Source organism: Pseudomonas sp. IT-P218 (genome assembly GCF_949767605.1).
Lineage (GTDB): Bacteria > Pseudomonadota > Gammaproteobacteria > Pseudomonadales > Pseudomonadaceae > Aquipseudomonas > Aquipseudomonas putida_AE.
In genome coordinates this window covers 319,575-337,007 of the sequence record NZ_CATKQQ010000066.1, presented here as the reverse complement: position 1 = coordinate 337,007, position 17,433 = coordinate 319,575, and the positions used below count along the sequence as shown (strand labels likewise).

Here is a 17,433-nt window from a genome sequence, read left to right as displayed (position 1 = left end):
GGCTCACTCAAAGACGCACTTGTCCTTCATAAACGCGCACTGCCGGGCCGGTCATCATGACCGGTTGGCCAGGGCCTGCCCATTCAATGGACAGGCGCCCGCCAGGCAGGTCGATCAGCAGTGGCGAATCCATCCACCCCTGGCTGATCGCGGCGACGGCGGCGGCACAGGCGCCGGTCCCGCAGGCCTGGGTTTCCCCGGCCCCGCGTTCCCAGACGCGCAACTGCGCGCGGCTCCGGTCGATGACCTGGAGAAAACCGACATTGACCCGTGCCGGGAAGCGCGGGTGATGTTCGATCTTCGGCCCCAGTTCATGCACCGGTGCGTTGTTGATATCGCTGACCCGCACCACGGCATGGGGGTTGCCCATGGACACGGCGGCCAGCTCGACCGGCGTGCCATCGACGTCGACCTGATAGTTCAGGGCCTGCTCTGGCGCCTGGAACGGAATGTCGGTCGGCACCAGGCGTGGAGCGCCCATGTTGACACTGATCTGGCCGTCGCTGCGAACATCGAGCTCGATGATACCGCTCTTGGTTTCGACACGGATCTGCCGTTTCGCGGTCAGGCGCTTGTCGAGCACAAAGCGGGCGAAACAGCGTGCACCGTTGCCGCACTGTTCCACTTCGGAGCCGTCGGAGTTGAAGATCCGATAGCGGAAGTCCACGTCCGGGTTGCTCGGGGCTTCGACGATCAGCAACTGGTCGAAACCGATGCCGGTGTGTCGATCGCCCCATTGCTTGGCATGCTTGGGCAGAATATGCGCGTGCTGGCTGACCAGGTCGAGGACCATGAAGTCATTGCCCAGGCCGTGCATCTTGGTAAAACGCAGCAGCATGGTTTTACTCCGGCAGCAGGCTTTCGCCAGCGAACAACTCGGCTACCGTCTCACGGCGACGCACTTCAAATGCCTGGTCACCGTCCACCAACACTTCGGCGGCGCGGCCGCGGGTGTTGTAGTTGGAGCTCATGACAAACCCATAGGCTCCGGCCGAATGCACAGCCAGCAGATCACCTTCTTCCAGGGCCAGCTCACGATCCTTGGCCAGGAAGTCGCCGGTCTCGCAGATCGGGCCGACGATGTCGTAGGCGCGCGCTGCGCTGTTGCGCGGGCGCACGGCGGTGACGTCCATCCAGGCCTGGTACAGCGCCGGGCGGATCAGGTCGTTCATGGCCGCGTCGACGATGGCGAAATCCTTGTGCTCGGTGTGCTTGAGGTACTCGACCTGGGTCAGCAGCACGCCGGCATTGGCGACGATGAAGCGGCCCGGCTCGAACACCAGGGCCAGGTCGCGACCGTCGAGACGCTCGCGCACGGCCTTGATGTAGTCGCCAGCCAATGGCGGTTCTTCATCGCGATAACGTACGCCCAGGCCACCACCGAGGTCGATGTGGCGCAGGTAGATGCCGCAATCGCCGAGGCGGTCGACCAGGCCCAGCAGGCGATCGAGGGCATCGATGAACGGCGGCAGGGTGGTCAGTTGCGAGCCGATATGGCAATCGACGCCGACCACTTCCAGGTTCGGCAGCTGCGCGGCACGCACATACACGTCTTCGGCGTCGGCGATGGCGATGCCGAACTTGTTCTCTTTGAGACCGGTGGAGATGTACGGGTGAGTACCGGCATCGACGTCCGGGTTCACGCGCAGCGAGATCGGCGCACGAACACCCAGCTCGGCGGCCACCACTTGCAGGCGTTCAAGCTCGTCGGTGGATTCGACGTTGAAGCAGTGCACGCCGACTTCCAGGGCACGACGCATGTCGTCACGGGTCTTGCCGACGCCGGAGAACACGATCTTGTCGGCGCTGCCACCGGCGGCCAGTACGCGTTCCAGTTCGCCACGGGAGACGATGTCGAAACCGGCGCCAAGGCGCGCCAGGACATTCAGTACACCCAGGTTGGAGTTGGCCTTGACCGCGAAGCAGACCAGGTGAGGCATGCCGGCCAGGGCATCGGCATACGCCAGGTATTGGGCTTCGATGTGCGCGCGCGAGTAAACGTAGGTCGGTGTACCAAAGCGATCGGCGATAGCAGACAGGGCAACACCTTCCGCGAACAGTTCACCGTCACGGTAGTTAAAAGCGTCCATGATGTTCCCTTATTATTGGTAGACGTCGTGCTTGTGCGATTTGGACGGCTGCTTTTGCGAGGACTGAGCCTGCTCTGCCGGGTCCTGGTCCTCATCGGGCAGGTACAGCGGGCCTTTTTGACCGCAGGCCGACACCAGGCAGGCAACCGCGAGGAGCGCAGCAAGGGAAGAGATCAGGCGCTTCATGGCGAAATCCTTGAAAATGCATTAATTGCGCCAGAGTATACCGGCCACCCGGCAGCTTGCCTATGCGACGGGGCTCCCGTCCGGCGGGCCTTGCCGCATACACATCGAACCCTGTGGGAGCGGGCTTGCTCGCGAAAGCGGTGGTTCAGGCAACGAAGATGTTGAATGTGCCGGCCTCTTCGCGAGCAAGCCCGCTCCCACAGGTACAGCGTTTGATGTACCTATATGGGCCCATGATCGTTATCCTTTGCAATCAGCGGGGCTCGTCCGTATCTTGCGGCGCTTGAGCCTGATCAGACACTTTTTGAGGTTGCCGTAATGAGTTTGTCCGAAGCCCGTTTCCATGATCTGGTCGATGCCACCCAGCAGACGCTGGAGGATATTTTTGACGAGAGTGACCTGGATATCGATCTGGAGAGCTCGGCCGGTGTGCTGACCGTCAAGTTTGAAAACGGTAGCCAGCTGATCTTCAGTCGCCAGGAACCGCTGCGTCAGCTGTGGCTGGCAGCCGTGTCCGGGGGCTTTCACTTCGACTACGACGAAGAAAGCGAACGCTGGATGTGCGACAAGAGCGAAGAGCAGCTGGGTGAAATGCTCGAGCGCATCGTCGAGCAGCAGGCCGGCATCGAACTCGATTTCGAAGGCCTGTAACGCCGTGACCCAGCCAGCCCCCGTGCGGCCACCCAAGCCGCTGTACAGCAACGTCAGCCCGGCCGTCCCTTCGCCGTGCAGCGGCGTGTGTCGGCTGGATGAGCAGAAGGTCTGTCTCGGGTGTTTCCGCCATGTCGAAGACATCCGCGAATGGCGCTCGGCGGATGACGAACGTCGGCGGGTCATCTGCACCCAAGCCTCCCAGCGCAAGACCGGCGCCGGTCCCCGGTAGGGGCACATCGCCGTACGCCGGTGGCGGCTTGTATATTTTTTGAGCTGTGATAGTGTCCGGGTACGCCTCAACCCATCGAGGCTTGTGAAAACCCCGCCTTTTTCTGGCGGGGTTTTGCTTTTTTCGTGCAGAAGAAAGGAGTCTGCCCTGATCATGACCGCACCTTCCATCACCCTTACCCGTCTGGACGTACAACGTCTGGAGCGCCTGATCGACAGCCTGGACGAAACGCTGCCGGGCGTTATCGCGCTGCAAACCGAACTGGATCGCGCCGATACACTGGTCGGCCACGATGAAGTGCCCGCCGATGTCGTGACCATGAATTCCCGTGTGCACTGCCGCGAAGAAGGCAGTGGCAAGGACTATCACCTGACGCTGGTGTACCCCAAGGATGCCAACGCCGACGAGGGCAAGATTTCCATTCTGGCACCGGTCGGCAGTGCGCTGCTGGGGCTCAAGGTCGGCCAACACATCGACTGGCCGGCGCCGGGTGGCAAGACCTTGAAACTGACCCTGCTTGAAGTCGAATCGCAGCCAGCCAACGGCGGCGCCTTCCCCGAGTGACCTCCGCTCAGACCTGCCCGAGCGCCTCGTTCAATGCGCGCTCCAGGTCGGCCTTGTAGCGCAGATACAGATGGCTTGACCCCTGACCATCACCGAGCACGCCCGAAAGGTCCAGATCGGTGATGTAACAGCGGTAGCGTTCGGTCTCGCGGCGTTGTTCAAAGATTTCCCGAGCGACCACGCTGAACAGCTGGTCGCCATGTTCCAGCTCGGAAAACTCCCGCTGATTGCAATACAACGTGACCTGCACCTTGCCCGGTGCGGCTTTGCCGACGATCGCCTGTACGTCATAGAAGGGTTTGTCGGCCGGGGTTTGCGGTGCCGATCGGGCTTCGATCCGCCGCGCCTTGCCTGCACCTGAAGGCAGCAGTTGGTAATACAGGGTGTCCAGGTTCGCAGGCTGTGCCCCGTCCATCGGCAGCGCAGCGTCGCGCCGGTACTGGATCGATTGCAGGAAACGCTGCAGGGGCACCAGCAGGCTTTGTTCGTCATGCCACGGCAGGCGCTGCTGCCACAAGGCGTTGAATTCATCGAGCACGTACAGATCGGCCTGCGCTTCGTTGACCCGGTAGAACACCTGGATGCAGTCCGGCCGCCCCATGGGCAGGAGTAGCGCCAGGTCGTGGTCGTCCAATGCCATCGGGTCCAGGTGCAGCGGGCTGTAACTCGCCCGTTCTTCACCGAGGTAATCGAGCAGGGCCGGCAGGGTGGCCAGCGCGACGTGCTTGACCTGGCCGGGTATCAACTCCAGCACGTGGTAATGCTGCTGGACCTGGATCAGGTAGCGGTGATTGAGTTTGCTCAGCAGCAGGTTCTGCGCGATGTCGAGGATGTCTTCGATGCGCTGGGCGATGAATTGCGCGCGGTTGTGGCAGAAACAACGGACCCTCACCCTGGGCTGCTGCGGCCCGCCGGGCAGGCTGTTGAGATAGTCGCGCAGGCAATCGAGCAGGGCATGGGGGCCGTCATAACGGCTGACCAGCACTTCGTTCCAGCTGTTGAGCGTGAGCTGGTCCAGGGTCAGCACCAGGTTTTCCCTGACACCTGCGTAGCTCAAGGAGTCGGTGCGCTCGGTGGTCATCAGGATGTTCAGTTCGCGATGGTGCTTGAGCGGATCGATGCCGACGTTGACCAGGATCAGCACCTCGCTGGGCACGCTGGCGCGCAGCAGGGGTTCTTCGGCGACAGTCGGCAGAGGCAGGGGAATGCTCTGTTGCAGGCTGCCCAGCAAATTGAACAGCTCGAATTCGCTCAGGTCGCTGCTGCCCGGGTGCAAGGCCAGGCGGGTGCTGCTGTCGATCACACCGTTGCGGTGGCACCAGGCGAGCAGCTCGAGCAGATGGCGGCTGCGCTTGATTGGGGCGAAATGTTCCCACTCGAGCACGGTCAGGCTACCGTTGTATAAGCCCCACTGGCTTTGTTTCGGTTCTTTCCTGCTGGGCGCGTACACCAGCGTCAGGGTGTCTTCGGCCAGGTCCGGGGCGATGCCCGGGTTGATGAACTCGACCTTGTCCGCCTTGCGCTCGAACGCCGCGTACAGGCGTCGGCCCAGCACGCTGAGGTCGCGCTTGTTGATCAGGCTGATGGTGTGTTCCTGGCGGGCGAACCGGGTCAGGAAGCGATAGCTGAAATTCAGTTCGTTGACCAGCGCCCGGCGCTCCGAGCTGACCTGCCGGACTTTCCACTGGCTGCGGCTGTCGAGCAGGGCCAACTGGCGATGGTCCCATTGCCATTCGTGGGCCAGGCGCTCCAGCAGCGAGCGTTGCCAGCCCTGGGTGCGCCCGCCGTTGCCGGTGAGCTTGCGATTGACCTTCAGATACAGCGCCCGGCGCACCAGCTCCAGGCGTTCCGGTTCATTGCGGGCGATGAGGTATTCGGCGATGCGCCGATAGACCACGACATAGGGGTCCAGCTCGTCGAGGTCGAGCCGGTTGGCGAACACCGCCTGCTTGAAGCGCAGGCTCAGGCATTGGACCCTGGGGTGTTCGCTGGCGTACACCTCGGTCAGCAGGAGTTTGAGCACCGATTTGTACGGCGACTCGATGCCCTTGAACAACTGCCAGAGCCCGGCCCCGATGAATTCCCCGGGCGGGATGTAGGCCAGATGGCCCAGGTCCAGGGTTTCGTCTGCGCGGATGAAGCGCTTGGACGTCAGCGCATGGGTGTACCGGTCATAGTTGGCTTCCTCGTACACCGGCACCAGCCACCAAATGGGCGTGCGCCCGGCCAGCCAGATCGCGGTGCGATAAAACTCGTCCAGCAGCAGGTAATGCTGGGTGGTACCGCAGTCTTCGGAGCTCAGCTGGCTGTCGCGCTCACCGCGTACGAAACGGACGGGGTCGATCAGGAAGAAGTGCGCCTCGGCGCCCTGGCTGGCAGCCCAGGTTTCCAGCAGTTGGCATTTCCTGCGCAACTCGGTGAGTTCGTTTTCGCTCAGATCCGGACTGTGGCAGACCCACACGTCCATATCGCTCTGCTCAGCCTGGGCCAGGGTACCGAGGCTGCCCATCAGGAACAGGCCATGAATCGGTCGGGGTGGATTGCTGCCGTGGCGCGGCTTATAGGAAAAGGAACGGGTCAGGCGCTGGGCTTCGGCGAGGACGCTGGCATCCGGCTCGAAATTCGACAGGCCGGCGGGCGTGCTGCCCGAGACGTAACCCGGTAGTAGCGGATGATTGACGTGGAAGAACAGCGGAAGGAGGTTCAACACCCCTTGCTGGCGCGTCGACAACCCTTCCATGGCACGCGCCATGCGCCCCTCGTTGAGCTTGAGGAAGCGTGCGCGCAGCTGACTGAGAACCTTGCGGTCGATTCCCTCGTCCAGATCGGGGCGGATTTCATGGGTGCGGGTCATGTCAGCTCAAACCGGCTCGCAGGGCTCGGACGTGGAGGCTCTCGGGATGAGGGGCAGTTTAGCGCCTCGGCCCCGGGACTTTTAAGCTGATTTTGTATTTCTGGCGTCAGATTTCTATCGCAGGGCGACGCCAGGCAGCTGAATGCGCCCGCGGAAATCCCGTGGCAGGGGTTTCCGTGGGCATGCGATGGATTTCAGGCTGTTTCCTGAACGCTCAGAATAGTCAGTACGGTTTGCACATTTTGCGCGGCGTCACGGCCCAGGCTGGTCAGATAACCGCCATCGGGCTGGTCGATCAGTTCTTTCTCAAACAGGCGTTTGGCGGCGGCAACGTGTTTCGGGGCAGCGGTCTGATGAATTTTCAAACCTTCCTGGGAACTGTCCAGGTTGAAGAGTGCGAGGACTTCCAGTTCGGCAACCAACTCAGGGGTAAGCGACATAAGGACTCCAGACTTTCTAGGAATTTGGCGACAGCGCCCCTAAGGTGATCCCACTCGTGCGGTATGTCCAGTCACGGCGACGCGTTATTTCTTTTCCGGCGGCAACTCTGGCAGCGCCCGCAGCGCGTCTTCGTACCATTCGGTATTGAACGCGCGGTCTTCTTCGAGGATTGCGTCGATTTCCACCGCCAGCACGTGGGCCATCAGGTTGAGGATTTCGTCACGCTCGTAACCCACCAGGGTCAGCTTGTTGAACGTTGCCTTGGCCGCTGGCGGGTTATCGCTTTCGATCTGGTTCTCGATGGCTTCGATCAGCGTGGTTTCGGCAAATTCTTCTTCGTCGTTATCGATATCGATTGGCTCGCTCATGGCAGGCTCCTCAGGGAAAGGTCGCCAGTTTACCCGCATTCAGCAGCGTGATGCTGCTGGCAAGAAAGCCTCGGGCGTTCTATAAACAGGCACTGCCCACCCCGCACGGCCTGGAGGCTCTGTGATGCTCAAGCTTTATGGTTTTTCCGTCAGCAACTACTACAACATGGTCAAGCTGGCGCTGCTGGAGAAAGGACTGCCATTCGAAGAAGTGCCGTTTTACGCGGGCACCAGCCCGGAAGCGCTGGCCATCAGCCCGCGCGGCAAAGTCCCGGTGCTGCGCACGGAGCAAGGTTTCATCAATGAAACCAGCGTGATTCTCGAGTACATCGAACAGAGCCAGAAAGGCACGCCCCTGCTGCCGAGCGATCCGTTCGAGCGGGCGCAGGTGCTGGCGCTGGCCAAGGAGATCGAGTTGTATATCGAGCTGCCGGGAAGGGCCTGCTACCCCGAGGCTTTTTTCGGCGCGAGCGTGCCGGATGCAATCAGGGAAAAAACCAAGACTGAACTGTTGCAGGGTATTGCGGCGCTAGGCCGGCACGGGAAATTCAGTCCCTACGTGGCCGGTGAAACACTGAGCGTGGCGGATCTGTATTTCCTGTACAGCGTGCCGTTGGCTTGTGGGGTTGCCAAGAAGCTGTTTGGCATTGATCTGCTGGCTGAGCTGCCGGCTGCCAAGGCGCTGCTGGAACGCTTGGGAGACAATCCGAACGTGCAGCGGATTGCGGCGGACAAGGAAGCGGCGATGCCAGCGTTCATGGCGATGGTCGCGTCCAAAAGGTAGGTTTTCAGCGCTCTTAAGATCGCATCGCCAGCAGGCTGGCTCCCACATTCGATCACATTCTTTCTGAAAGAACTCGGTTAAATGTGGGAGCCAGCCTGCTGGCGATGCTTTTGGCGGTTTAGCGGCTGGCGATCAAAGCCTGGCCACGAACCACAGCTGCCTTGACCTGCGCCGGCGCAGTGCCGCCGATGTGGTTGCGGGCATTGACCGAACCTTCCAGGGTCAGCACGGCAAACACGTCCTGATCGATCTGGTCGCTGAACTTGCGCAGTTCTTCCAGGCTCATTTCCGCCAGGTCCTTGCCGCTTTCCACGCCGTATTTCACGGCATGGCCGACGATTTCATGGCAGTCGCGGAAGGGCAGGCCGCGACGTACCAGGTAGTCGGCCAGGTCGGTGGCGGTGGAGAAGCCGCGCAGGGCCGCTTCGCGCATCATCGCGTGCTTGGGCTTGATCGCCGGGATCATGTCGGCGAAGGCGCGCAGCGAATCGCGCAGGGTATCGGCGGCGTCGAACAGCGGTTCCTTGTCTTCCTGATTGTCCTTGTTGTAGGCCAGGGGCTGGCCTTTCATCAAGGTCAGCAGGCCCATCAGCGCGCCGAACACACGGCCGCTCTTGCCACGCACCAGCTCCGGCACGTCCGGGTTTTTCTTTTGCGGCATGATCGAGCTGCCGGTGCAGAAACGGTCCGGCAGATCGATGAACTGGAACTGCGCGCTGGTCCACAGCACCAGCTCTTCGGAGAAGCGCGACAAGTGCATCATCGCGATGCTGGCGGCCGAGCAGAACTCGATGGCGAAGTCGCGATCGGACACGTTGTCCAGCGAGTTGCCACCCACCGCATCGAAGCCCAGCAACTGGGCGGTGTATTCGCGGTCGATCGGGTAGGTGGTGCCGGCCAGCGCGGCGCTGCCCAGTGGCATGCGGTTGGTGCGCTTGCGGCAGTCGACCAGGCGCTCGTAGTCGCGGCTGAGCATTTCGAACCAGGCCAGCATGTGGTGCCCGAAGGTCACCGGCTGCGCAGTTTGCAGGTGGGTGAAGCCGGGCATGATGGCGCCCGCTTCGCGCTCAGCCTGCTCCAGCAAGCCTTTTTGCAGGCGGGTGATTTCGCCGAGGATCAGGTCGATTTCGTCACGCAGCCACAGGCGAATGTCGGTGGCGACCTGGTCGTTGCGGCTACGGCCAGTGTGCAGCTTTTTACCGGTCACGCCGATGCGGTCGGTCAGGCGCGCCTCGATGTTCATGTGCACGTCTTCGAGGTCGACGCGCCAATCGAACTGGCCAGCCTCGATTTCACCCTGGATGGTCTTCAGGCCATCAATGATGCTGTCGCGCTCGGCATCGGTCAGCACGCCGACCTTGGCCAGCATGGTAGCGTGGGCGATCGAGCCCATGATGTCGTGGCGATACAGGCGCTGGTCGAAGGTGACGGAGGCGGTGAAGCGGGCGACGAAGGCGTCGACGGGTTCACTGAAGCGGCCGCCCCAGGACTGATTGGTCTTGTCAGTGCTCATGAATTCGCTCGTATCGGCTGAAGAAAAATGGCGTTGAAAGCTGCCGCGGATAATAACAGGGTTGCCAATCCTGTCGTTGACACTGGTCGATTGGTTTTCTCGTGTGGGAGCGAGCCTGCTCGCGATGGACGTTAACGATAACGCGTGCTTTCTGAATAAACCGTCGCTCTCAGGTTCATCGCGAGCAGGCTCGCTCCTACAGTTTTCACTATTAGTACAACGATATTTTTCAATTGAGCAATATCGTTCCGGCAACCGTCTACAGTTGGACAGGAGGATGAGCGCACTTCTCGGTGCGCAAGAGGACTATAAGAAGAGGGGTGTTCATATTGCGTATCAGCAAACCCTGTGGCGATGTGTCGCCAAAGCGGGCCTGGGCCGCTAATCGCCCGGCAGATGAAAAATTAGCTGCCCGACCAGCGGCACTTTTTCACGCTCGCGCTAGTCTTAGCGTGGATCGCGGTGACGGACGTCACTTCACCTGTCTACGCTATCCTTGTGCGAGACTCACGCAGGAATCCAGCGCAATATGAATGTCCTGATCGTTGATGACGACCCCCTAGCCCGCGAGCGCCTGAGCCGAATGGTTGGTGAACTCGAGGGATACAGTGTCCTGGAGCCCAGCGCCACGAACGGCGAAGAAGCGTTGGCACTGATCGACAGCCACAAACCGGATATCGTACTGCTCGATATCCGCATGCCAGGCCTCGATGGCCTGCAAGTGGCCGCGCGATTGTGCGAACGCGAAACCCCGCCTGCCGTGGTGTTTTGCACAGGCCCCGATGAATTTGCCGTGGAAGCCTTACAGGCCAGCGCCGTAGGCTATCTGGTGAAACCTGTGAGAACTGAACAGTTACATGACACGTTGAAAAAAGCCGAACGGCCCAACCGTGGCCAGCTCGCCGCCCTGACTCGACCCGCTGCCGAGAGTGGTAGTGGCCCGCGCAGCCACATCAGTGCCCGTACCCGAAAGGGCATTGAGCTGATCCCGCTGGATCAGGTGGTCTATTTTATCGCCGACCACAAGTACGTGACCTTGCGCCACGAAAGCGGCGAGGTGCTGCTCGATGAGCCCCTCAAAGCCCTTGAAGATGAATTCGGTGACCGTTTCGTGCGCATCCACCGCAACGCACTGGTCGCTCGCGAGCGCATCGAGCGCTTGCAACGAACACCGCTGGGGCATTTCCAGCTGTTCCTCAAGGGCCTCAATGGCGATGCCTTGATCGTCAGCCGACGCCACGTGGCTGGCGTGCGGAAAATGATGCAACAGCTTTGATTCGCTGATCGCAGGCGGACTGCACACCCGATTGCCGGATATCCGGGGCCAGGGAGGCCGAGTAGTTTCTGATACAAGTCAAAGTGGATTTGGCTGAGCTGTTATTATCCGTCGTATCTATTCAGTACGGATTGATCCATGTCCTCTCGCCAGATCCGCATCGCCACCCGCAAAAGCGCTCTTGCCCTGTGGCAGGCCGAATACGTCAAAGCCCGTCTGGAGCAGGCCCATCCGGGTCTGCTCGTGACCCTCGTACCCATGGTCAGTCGCGGCGACAAGCTGCTCGACTCGCCGCTGTCGAAAATCGGCGGCAAGGGCCTGTTCGTCAAGGAACTGGAAACCGCGCTGCTGGAAAACGAAGCCGACATCGCCGTGCACTCGATGAAAGACGTGCCGATGGACTTCCCTGAAGGCCTCGGTCTGTTCTGTATCTGCGAGCGCGAAGACCCCCGCGATGCATTCGTGTCCAACACCTACGCCAGCCTCGAGGCGTTGCCTGCGGGCAGCATCGTCGGTACCTCCAGCCTGCGCCGCCAGGCCCAGCTGCTGAGCCGACGTCCAGACCTGGAAATCCGTTTCCTGCGCGGCAACGTCAACACCCGCCTGGCCAAGCTCGACGCTGGCGAATACGACGCCATCATCCTGGCGTCCGCAGGCTTGATCCGGTTGGGCTTTGAAGATCGCATCACCTCGGCCATCAGCGTCGACGACAGTCTGCCGGCCGGTGGCCAGGGCGCGGTGGGCATCGAGTGCCGCACCGCGGACAGCGAAATTCACGCCCTGCTGGCGCCGCTGCATCACCAGGACACCGCGATCCGCGTGAGCGCCGAACGCGCCCTCAACAAACACCTCAATGGCGGCTGCCAGGTGCCGATCGCCTGTTACGCCGTGCTCGAGGGCGAGGAGGTCTGGCTGCGTGGGCTGGTGGGAGATCCCGCTGGCAGTCTGCTGCTCAGTGCCCAGGCGCGTGCGCCGCGTGGCGATGCCGAAGCGTTGGGTGTGCGGGTGGCCGAAGACCTGTTGAGCCAGGGCGCTGCGGATATCCTCAAGGCGGTGTATGGCGAGGCAGGTCACGAGTGACAGGCTGGCGCCTGCTGCTGACGCGTCCGGCGGATGAGTCGGCGGCGCTAGGCAGCCTGTTGGCCGAACAGGGGATTTTCAGCAGCAGCCTGCCGCTTTTGGACATAGTGCCGATCCCGGTCTCTGGGACAATGGGTAAAGCGTTCCGCGAACTGGATCGCTACTGCGCCGTGATCGTGGTCAGCAAGCCGGCGGCGCGCATCGGTGTCGAACTGCTCGACCGGTTTGGCCCGCAAGCACCGTGCGCGAAGTGGTTCAGTGTCGGCGCTGCGACGGCGCAGATCCTCGAGGCTCGCGGGTTGGACGTGAGCTTCCCGGCGCAAGGCGATGACAGCGAGGCCTTGCTTGAACTTGCAGCGCTGCGCGAGGCTGTCGCCCGGCCTGATCCGCGGGTGCTGATCCTGCGCGGGGAGGGTGGACGCGAACTGCTGGCTGAGCGTTTGCGCGAGCGAGGTGCTAGTGTCGAGTATCTGGAGTTGTACCGCCGCGAGCTGCCGCAATACCCGGCCGCAGCCCTCGGGCAGCGGATCGAGGCGGAACGCCTGAATGCGCTGGTGGTCAGCAGTGGACAGGGTTTTGAGCACCTGCATCAATTGGCTGGCGATGCCTGGCCGCAGTTGGCGCGGTTGCCGTTGTTTGTACCAAGCCCCAGGGTCGCCGAGCTGGCACGTGCCGCCGGGGCCCTGACAGTTGTGGATTGTCGTGGCGCCAGTGCCGCGGCTTTGCTGACGGCGTTACGGGAGCATCCCGTGCCCGTTCTCTAAATGCAAAGGATGGATACGTGAGCGAAACAGCCTTGCCTAAAGATGACTCGCGGCCAGTGCTCGATGCACCGGCTGATGCACCTCTTGATGAACTGCAACCACCCCCTGTCGAGCAACAGCGCCGAGGAAACGGGCTGGCAATCGTCGCGCTGCTGGTAGGCGCCGTCGGTGTCGCAGTGGGTGGCTGGGGAGTCTGGCAAGTGCGGCACTTGCAAGCCAATACCCAGCAGCAACTGAGTCAGGTGCAGGCTTTGAACGATCAGGCGCAGAGCCTGAAGCTGAACGAGCAGCGCCTGAGTGCGCGCCTGGAACAACTGCCCAATGCCGATGTGCTGGAAGAACGCAGCCGCCTGGTGACTCAGTTGCAGGGCGACCAGCAACGCTTGAATCAACGCCTGGAAACCGTCCTCGGCGCCAGCCGCAAGGACTGGCGTCTGGCCGAGGCCGAACACTTGCTGCGCCTGGCCAGCCTGCGCCTTTCGGCGTTGCAGGACATCAGCAGCGCCCAGGCCCTGGTGCAGGGTGCCGATGAAATTCTCCGTGAACAGAACGACCCCGGCTCATTCGCCGCCCGCGAGCAAGTGGCCAAGACCCTGGTGGCCTTGCGCAGCACCGAGCAGCCGGATCGCACCGGTTTGTTCCTGCGCCTGGGGGCATTGCGCGACCAGGTGATCAGCCTCACCGAGCTTGCGCCCGAGTACAAGGACCGTGGCGAATCCCTGCTGGGGCTGACCGCCGATGGCGACGGCGCCAGTCGCTGGGCGCAATGGTGGGATCAGATCTCGCGCTACATCCGTATCGATTTCAACGCCGACAAGAATGTCCGCCCATTGCTGGCCGGGCAGAGCCTGAGCCAGGTCCGTCTTGCCCTGAGCCTGGCGCTGGAGCAGGCGCAATGGGCCGCGCTCAACGGTCAGGCTGCGGTGTATGCCCAGGCACTGGCAGAGGCACGGGATGTGCTCAAGGGCAACTTCAACCCGGACAATCCCCAGAGCAAAGTGATGCTCGAGCAGGTGGCCGAACTGAGCAAGCAACCGGTCTCCGTGGTCACCCCGGACCTGACCGGGACCCTGAGTGCGGTCCAGGGTTACCTGGAACGGCGTAACGTCAACGCCGAAGACTCGATCAAGCCGATGGCCAAACCTGCGGCCAATACCGCGCAGGAGGCCACCCCATGAAACGCCTCTATGTGATCGTGTTCCTGGCCATTGCGGCGGCGGCCGCCCTGGGCCTGGCCATCGCCGAGCATTCCGGTTACGTCCTGATCGCCTACAAGAGCTTTCGCTACGAATCGAGCCTGTGGGCGACCCTGGCCGTGGTTGCCGTTCTCTGGCTGGTCGTCTGGGGCATCAAGGCCTTGGTCGAGCTGGTGACGACCTCCGGTGGCGTGGTCAATCCGTGGTCACGGCGCAATCGCAGTCGCCGGGTCCAGGTGGCGATCGAGCACGGACAACTGGACCTGGCCGAAGGTCGCTGGGCCAGCGCGCAGCGTCATTTGCATCGGGCCGCAGAGGCCGAGCGCCAGCCGCTGCTTTACTACCTTGGGGCTGCCCGCGCCGCGAACGAGCAGGGTCGTTACGAAGAAAGTGACAACCTGCTGGAGCGTGCGCTGGAGCGACAGCCCCAGGCCGAGTTGGCGATTGCCTTGAATCACGCGCAATTGCAGACCGATCGCGGTGATACCGAAGGCGCCCTGGCGACCCTGGAGGCGATGCACGAGCGCCATCCGCATAACGCACAGGTCCTGCGTCAGTTGCAGCGCCTGCATCAGCAGCGAGGCGACTGGTCGGCGGTGATTCGCCTGCTGCCTGAGCTGCGCAAGGACAAAGTCCTGCCCGCACCTGAACTGGCGGAACTGGAGCGTCGGGCCTGGGGTGAGAACCTGTCCTTGGCAGCGCATCGGGAAGAGGAAGGGGCTCTCGGTCTGCAAGCGCTTGATCGCGCCTGGCAGCAGCTGACCTCTGCTCAGCGCCAGGAGCCGCAATTGGTCCTCGCCTATGCCGAGCAGCTGCGGCAACTGGGGGCCCAGGTCGAGGCCGAAGAGGTCTTGCGCACGGCATTGAAACGCAACTACGACAGCCATCTGGCGCGCCTCTATGGCTTGGTGCGCGGCAGTGACCCGGCTCGCCAGCTGCACCTCGCCGAGGGCTGGCTGAAAGATCATCCGACCGATCCAGGCCTGTTGCTGACACTGGGTCGCCTGTGCCTGCAAAGCAGTCTGTGGGGCAAGGCCCGGGACTATCTGGAAAGCAGTCTGCGAGTCCAGCGCAACCCGGAAGCCTGTGCCGAACTGGCACGCCTGCTGGCGCAGATGGGCGATACCGAGCGCAGCAACCAGCTGTTCCAGGAAGGCCTGGGCTTGCTTGATGAGCGCTTGTTGGCGGCACCGCTGCCGGTGTTGGCGCACGGTTGATCGCTGCGTGAAGGATCGCTCGAGTGGGCGATCCGAACCGCGGATCCTGTCGGAATTCTCCCTTCGCAGTCCGCATTCAGCAAAGTCCTACAGACCACTTCATCTGATCCTCTGATGTCTGTCGGGATTTCCCTACGCAATTGCTGAAATGTCTGCATCTGCCCGCCTTGTAAGGGTTGCGCGCTTTCCACTACCGTAGCGGCCGGACTCTTGATCGTTACGGAAACGCCATGTCGTTGGCCTGCCCACGCTCCCTGTTTTTTACTGTGTTTATCGCAGGCGCCCTGGCCCTGGGCGTTTCCTATTACCTGGAATATGCGGTAGGCCTCAGCCCCTGTGGTCTGTGTCTGGTGCAGCGGGCTTGCCTGGCGCTGTTGAGCGGTTTTTGCCTGATGGCTGCGGTGCACGGTCCCGGTCGCCTGGGATCCTTCGTGTACTGGCTGCTCGGGCTGTCCTGCAGCCTGTTGGGGACCTTCACGGCCTGGCGCCAAGTGTTGCTGCAAACCGATCCGGTGCATCAACTTTCCGCCTGCTCACCTGACCTGGTCGAAGTATTCACCAGCGCACCGTGGCTGAATGCCGTGCATAGGCTGTTCCAGGGTGCCGTCGACTGCCCGCGGATCGCCTGGACGCTGTTCGATTTGAGTATCCCGGAATGGAGCCTGCTGTTCTTCGTTGCGGTGATGATCCTGGGTATTTATCAGCTGATACGCCTGGTCTTGAGCGTCAGCCGACGACCGCTCGGCGGCGAGTCGGCGCAGCGGGTACTTGCCGGCGATTAAACACTTGTATGAACTTTATCGTCTGCGTACCTTGAAGCCACCGTCGTGCGGGCATAATCTGGCCCGCACGTGTCATTGGATTTATGTTGCTCGATGACGCTCTGCCTGGTCGAATCTTGATTCTCAAGTGTGCGACAGGTGTAGAGCAGCATGACCCACAAGGGAAGAGAGACCGCCATGCTCGAAAGTTGTCAGAATGCTCAGGAACGTTGGGGTGGAGTACATCTGCTGATCGATCGTTGGTTGCAGGAACGTCACGAACTGGTTCGGGCCTATGACACGCTCGGCGAGAAGCCTGAGGCGTTAGGCGAAAACCGAAAACCTTTGCAGGAATTCTGTGGGGTGCTGGTCGACTACGTATCCGCCGGCCACTTCGAGATCTACGAACAGCTGACGGGGGAGGCCAAGGCCTTCAATGACAAGCGTGGCCTGGAACTCGCCGAGACGATCTACCCGCGCATCGACGTCATCACCGAGAAACTGCTCGCTTTCAATGATTTGTGTGATGCCGGCAAATGCGTCGCGGAGAAGTTCAAGGAACTGGGTGGGCTGTTGCATGAGCGTTTTGAGCTGGAAGACTGCCTGATCGAAGTGCTGCATACCGCTCACAAGGAAGAGGCTCCGGTTCAGGCCTGAACCGAGCTCCTGCAATGTCAGTGAAACGGTGCGCGATGCGCACCGTTTTCGTTTCTGCTTTTCAGCCGGCTGCGCCGCGTAACTCGACTTCGAATACCAGGGGCGTGTACGGCGCGATCAAGTCACCGGCACCGTCGGCGCCATAGGCTTGCGCCGATGGAATCACCAGGCGCCATTTCGCACCGACCGGCATGTCTTGCAGGGCGCTGCGCCAGCCGCTGATCACACTGTCGAGACTGAACCATTGCGGCTGGCTGTTCTGGTCGAACACTGTGCCGTCAGGCAGGCGACCGACATACAAAACCTGCACCTTGCCATTCGGCCCGGCCTTGTCACCTGTCCCGGGTGCCAGCTCTGTCAGCAGGATGCCATCGGCCAGTTGACGAACCCCGGGCCTGGCTCTTTCTTCGCTGAGAAAACGCTGCTCTTTTTCCAAAGCCAATTCACTTTCCGGCGTAGGCGATTGCGTCGCAGCCAGGGCTTGGTGCTCGGCCAGAATCCGTTCGATCTGCTCGTCCTTCAACGCCAGTGGCTTGCCTTGATAGGCCTGCTGCAATCCGTCGACCAGTGCCTGGATCTGCAATTCGGGCACCTCCTGGCGCAAGCGTTCGCCGAGACTTGCGCCCAGGCTGTAAGCGAGATCGTGAGCCTCTTTTTCCTGGTTTTTTTCAGCGGCGTTGGCCACGGAAACTATCACGCACAGCGATAAAAAAAGGTAGCGCGACATGGGCACTCTCCGGCCTGAGTTGCGGGCGATTATGCCAGCGTGAATGCGTTTAACGGTGAACTGCTTCTGCGT

General features: G+C 61.7%; 19 protein-coding genes. 11 read left to right on the top strand and 8 right to left on the bottom strand.

Translation table 11 applies throughout. The annotated features are described in order from the left end of the window. Positions 1 to 7 precede the first annotated feature (7 nt). From dapF to lptM, 3 genes are read right to left on the bottom strand one after another with little or no spacing between them, the layout of a single operon-like run. Positions 8 to 838: a diaminopimelate epimerase gene (gene dapF / locus ACM6I6_RS26055; protein ID WP_274073696.1), complete on the bottom strand. Its 831-nt coding sequence runs from the start codon at positions 836 to 838 to the stop codon at positions 8 to 10. 4 nt (positions 839 to 842) lie between these two features. Further along, the gene (gene lysA, locus ACM6I6_RS26050; RefSeq protein WP_274073695.1) at positions 843 to 2,090 is read right to left on the bottom strand and encodes a diaminopimelate decarboxylase; all 1,248 of its coding nucleotides are present in this window, start codon (positions 2,088 to 2,090) and stop codon (positions 843 to 845) included. Positions 2,091 to 2,102: 12 nt separating this feature from the next. Further along, on the bottom strand, positions 2,103 to 2,276 hold the full coding sequence (gene lptM / locus ACM6I6_RS26045; RefSeq protein WP_137807209.1) for an LPS translocon maturation chaperone LptM: 174 nt from the start codon (positions 2,274 to 2,276) through the stop codon (positions 2,103 to 2,105). A gap of 318 nt (positions 2,277 to 2,594) precedes the next feature. Between lptM and cyaY the strand changes: the two genes are divergently transcribed. From cyaY to rnk, 3 genes are all read left to right on the top strand, one after another. Continuing rightward, positions 2,595 to 2,927: an iron donor protein CyaY gene (cyaY, locus tag ACM6I6_RS26040; protein WP_274073694.1), complete on the top strand. Its 333-nt coding sequence runs from the start codon at positions 2,595 to 2,597 to the stop codon at positions 2,925 to 2,927. Between the two features lie 4 nt (positions 2,928 to 2,931). Then, a complete protein-coding gene (locus tag ACM6I6_RS26035; RefSeq protein ID WP_274073693.1) occupies positions 2,932 to 3,159 on the top strand; it encodes a DUF1289 domain-containing protein in 228 nt (75 codons plus the stop codon). A gap of 153 nt (positions 3,160 to 3,312) precedes the next feature. Further along, the gene (rnk, locus tag ACM6I6_RS26030) at positions 3,313 to 3,723 is read left to right on the top strand and encodes a nucleoside diphosphate kinase regulator (protein WP_274073692.1); all 411 of its coding nucleotides are present in this window, start codon (positions 3,313 to 3,315) and stop codon (positions 3,721 to 3,723) included. Between the two features lie 7 nt (positions 3,724 to 3,730). Here the strand turns inward: rnk and ACM6I6_RS26025 are convergent, their stop codons facing one another. The 3 genes from ACM6I6_RS26025 to ACM6I6_RS26015 all read right to left on the bottom strand — a co-directional run bounded on the left by ACM6I6_RS26025 (position 3,731) and on the right by ACM6I6_RS26015 (position 7,386). Further along, entirely contained in the window at positions 3,731 to 6,577 is a 2,847-nt protein-coding gene (locus ACM6I6_RS26025) for a class I adenylate cyclase (protein WP_414920900.1), read from the bottom strand. A gap of 194 nt (positions 6,578 to 6,771) precedes the next feature. Beyond that, entirely contained in the window at positions 6,772 to 7,017 is a 246-nt protein-coding gene (locus ACM6I6_RS26020; protein WP_274073690.1) for a TIGR02647 family protein, read from the bottom strand. Between the two features lie 84 nt (positions 7,018 to 7,101). Next, positions 7,102 to 7,386 (bottom strand): hypothetical protein, encoded by a 285-nt coding sequence (locus tag ACM6I6_RS26015; RefSeq protein ID WP_414920899.1) that lies wholly within the window; start codon positions 7,384 to 7,386, stop codon positions 7,102 to 7,104. Positions 7,387 to 7,510: 124 nt separating this feature from the next. Between ACM6I6_RS26015 and ACM6I6_RS26010 the strand changes: the two genes are divergently transcribed. Continuing rightward, entirely contained in the window at positions 7,511 to 8,170 is a 660-nt protein-coding gene (locus ACM6I6_RS26010; protein ID WP_323607188.1) for a glutathione S-transferase, read from the top strand. 118 nt (positions 8,171 to 8,288) lie between these two features. On the opposite strand, the gene argH is transcribed toward ACM6I6_RS26010, so the two are convergent. Further along, positions 8,289 to 9,683, bottom strand: coding sequence for an argininosuccinate lyase (gene argH, locus ACM6I6_RS26005; protein ID WP_274073687.1), 1,395 nt, complete (start codon positions 9,681 to 9,683; stop codon positions 8,289 to 8,291). 529 nt (positions 9,684 to 10,212) lie between these two features. On the opposite strand from argH, the gene ACM6I6_RS26000 reads away from it, so the two are divergent. The 7 genes from ACM6I6_RS26000 (at position 10,213) to rsd (ending at position 16,634) form a co-directional block, all read left to right on the top strand. Continuing rightward, positions 10,213 to 10,959: a LytR/AlgR family response regulator transcription factor gene (locus ACM6I6_RS26000; protein ID WP_414920898.1), complete on the top strand. Its 747-nt coding sequence runs from the start codon at positions 10,213 to 10,215 to the stop codon at positions 10,957 to 10,959. 138 nt (positions 10,960 to 11,097) lie between these two features. Further along, the gene (gene hemC / locus ACM6I6_RS25995; RefSeq protein ID WP_274073686.1) at positions 11,098 to 12,039 is read left to right on the top strand and encodes a hydroxymethylbilane synthase; all 942 of its coding nucleotides are present in this window, start codon (positions 11,098 to 11,100) and stop codon (positions 12,037 to 12,039) included. Further along, entirely contained in the window at positions 12,036 to 12,803 is a 768-nt protein-coding gene (locus ACM6I6_RS25990) for a uroporphyrinogen-III synthase (protein WP_414920897.1), read from the top strand. The genes hemC and ACM6I6_RS25990 overlap by 4 nt, the downstream gene beginning before the upstream one ends. A gap of 17 nt (positions 12,804 to 12,820) precedes the next feature. After that, complete coding sequence (locus ACM6I6_RS25985) at positions 12,821 to 13,981, top strand: uroporphyrinogen-III C-methyltransferase (protein ID WP_274073684.1); 1,161 nt, start codon at positions 12,821 to 12,823, stop codon at positions 13,979 to 13,981. Continuing rightward, entirely contained in the window at positions 13,978 to 15,216 is a 1,239-nt protein-coding gene (locus tag ACM6I6_RS25980) for a heme biosynthesis protein HemY (protein WP_274073683.1), read from the top strand. The genes ACM6I6_RS25985 and ACM6I6_RS25980 overlap by 4 nt, the downstream gene beginning before the upstream one ends. 230 nt (positions 15,217 to 15,446) lie before the next feature. Then, the gene (locus tag ACM6I6_RS25975) at positions 15,447 to 15,998 is read left to right on the top strand and encodes a disulfide bond formation protein B (protein WP_414920896.1); all 552 of its coding nucleotides are present in this window, start codon (positions 15,447 to 15,449) and stop codon (positions 15,996 to 15,998) included. Positions 15,999 to 16,175: 177 nt separating this feature from the next. Then, the gene (gene rsd, locus ACM6I6_RS25970) at positions 16,176 to 16,634 is read left to right on the top strand and encodes a sigma D regulator (RefSeq protein ID WP_274073681.1); all 459 of its coding nucleotides are present in this window, start codon (positions 16,176 to 16,178) and stop codon (positions 16,632 to 16,634) included. A 61-nt stretch (positions 16,635 to 16,695) separates the two neighbouring features. On the opposite strand, the gene ACM6I6_RS25965 is transcribed toward rsd, so the two are convergent. Next, complete coding sequence (locus ACM6I6_RS25965) at positions 16,696 to 17,361, bottom strand: FKBP-type peptidyl-prolyl cis-trans isomerase (protein ID WP_274073680.1); 666 nt, start codon at positions 17,359 to 17,361, stop codon at positions 16,696 to 16,698. Positions 17,362 to 17,433 lie beyond the last annotated feature (72 nt).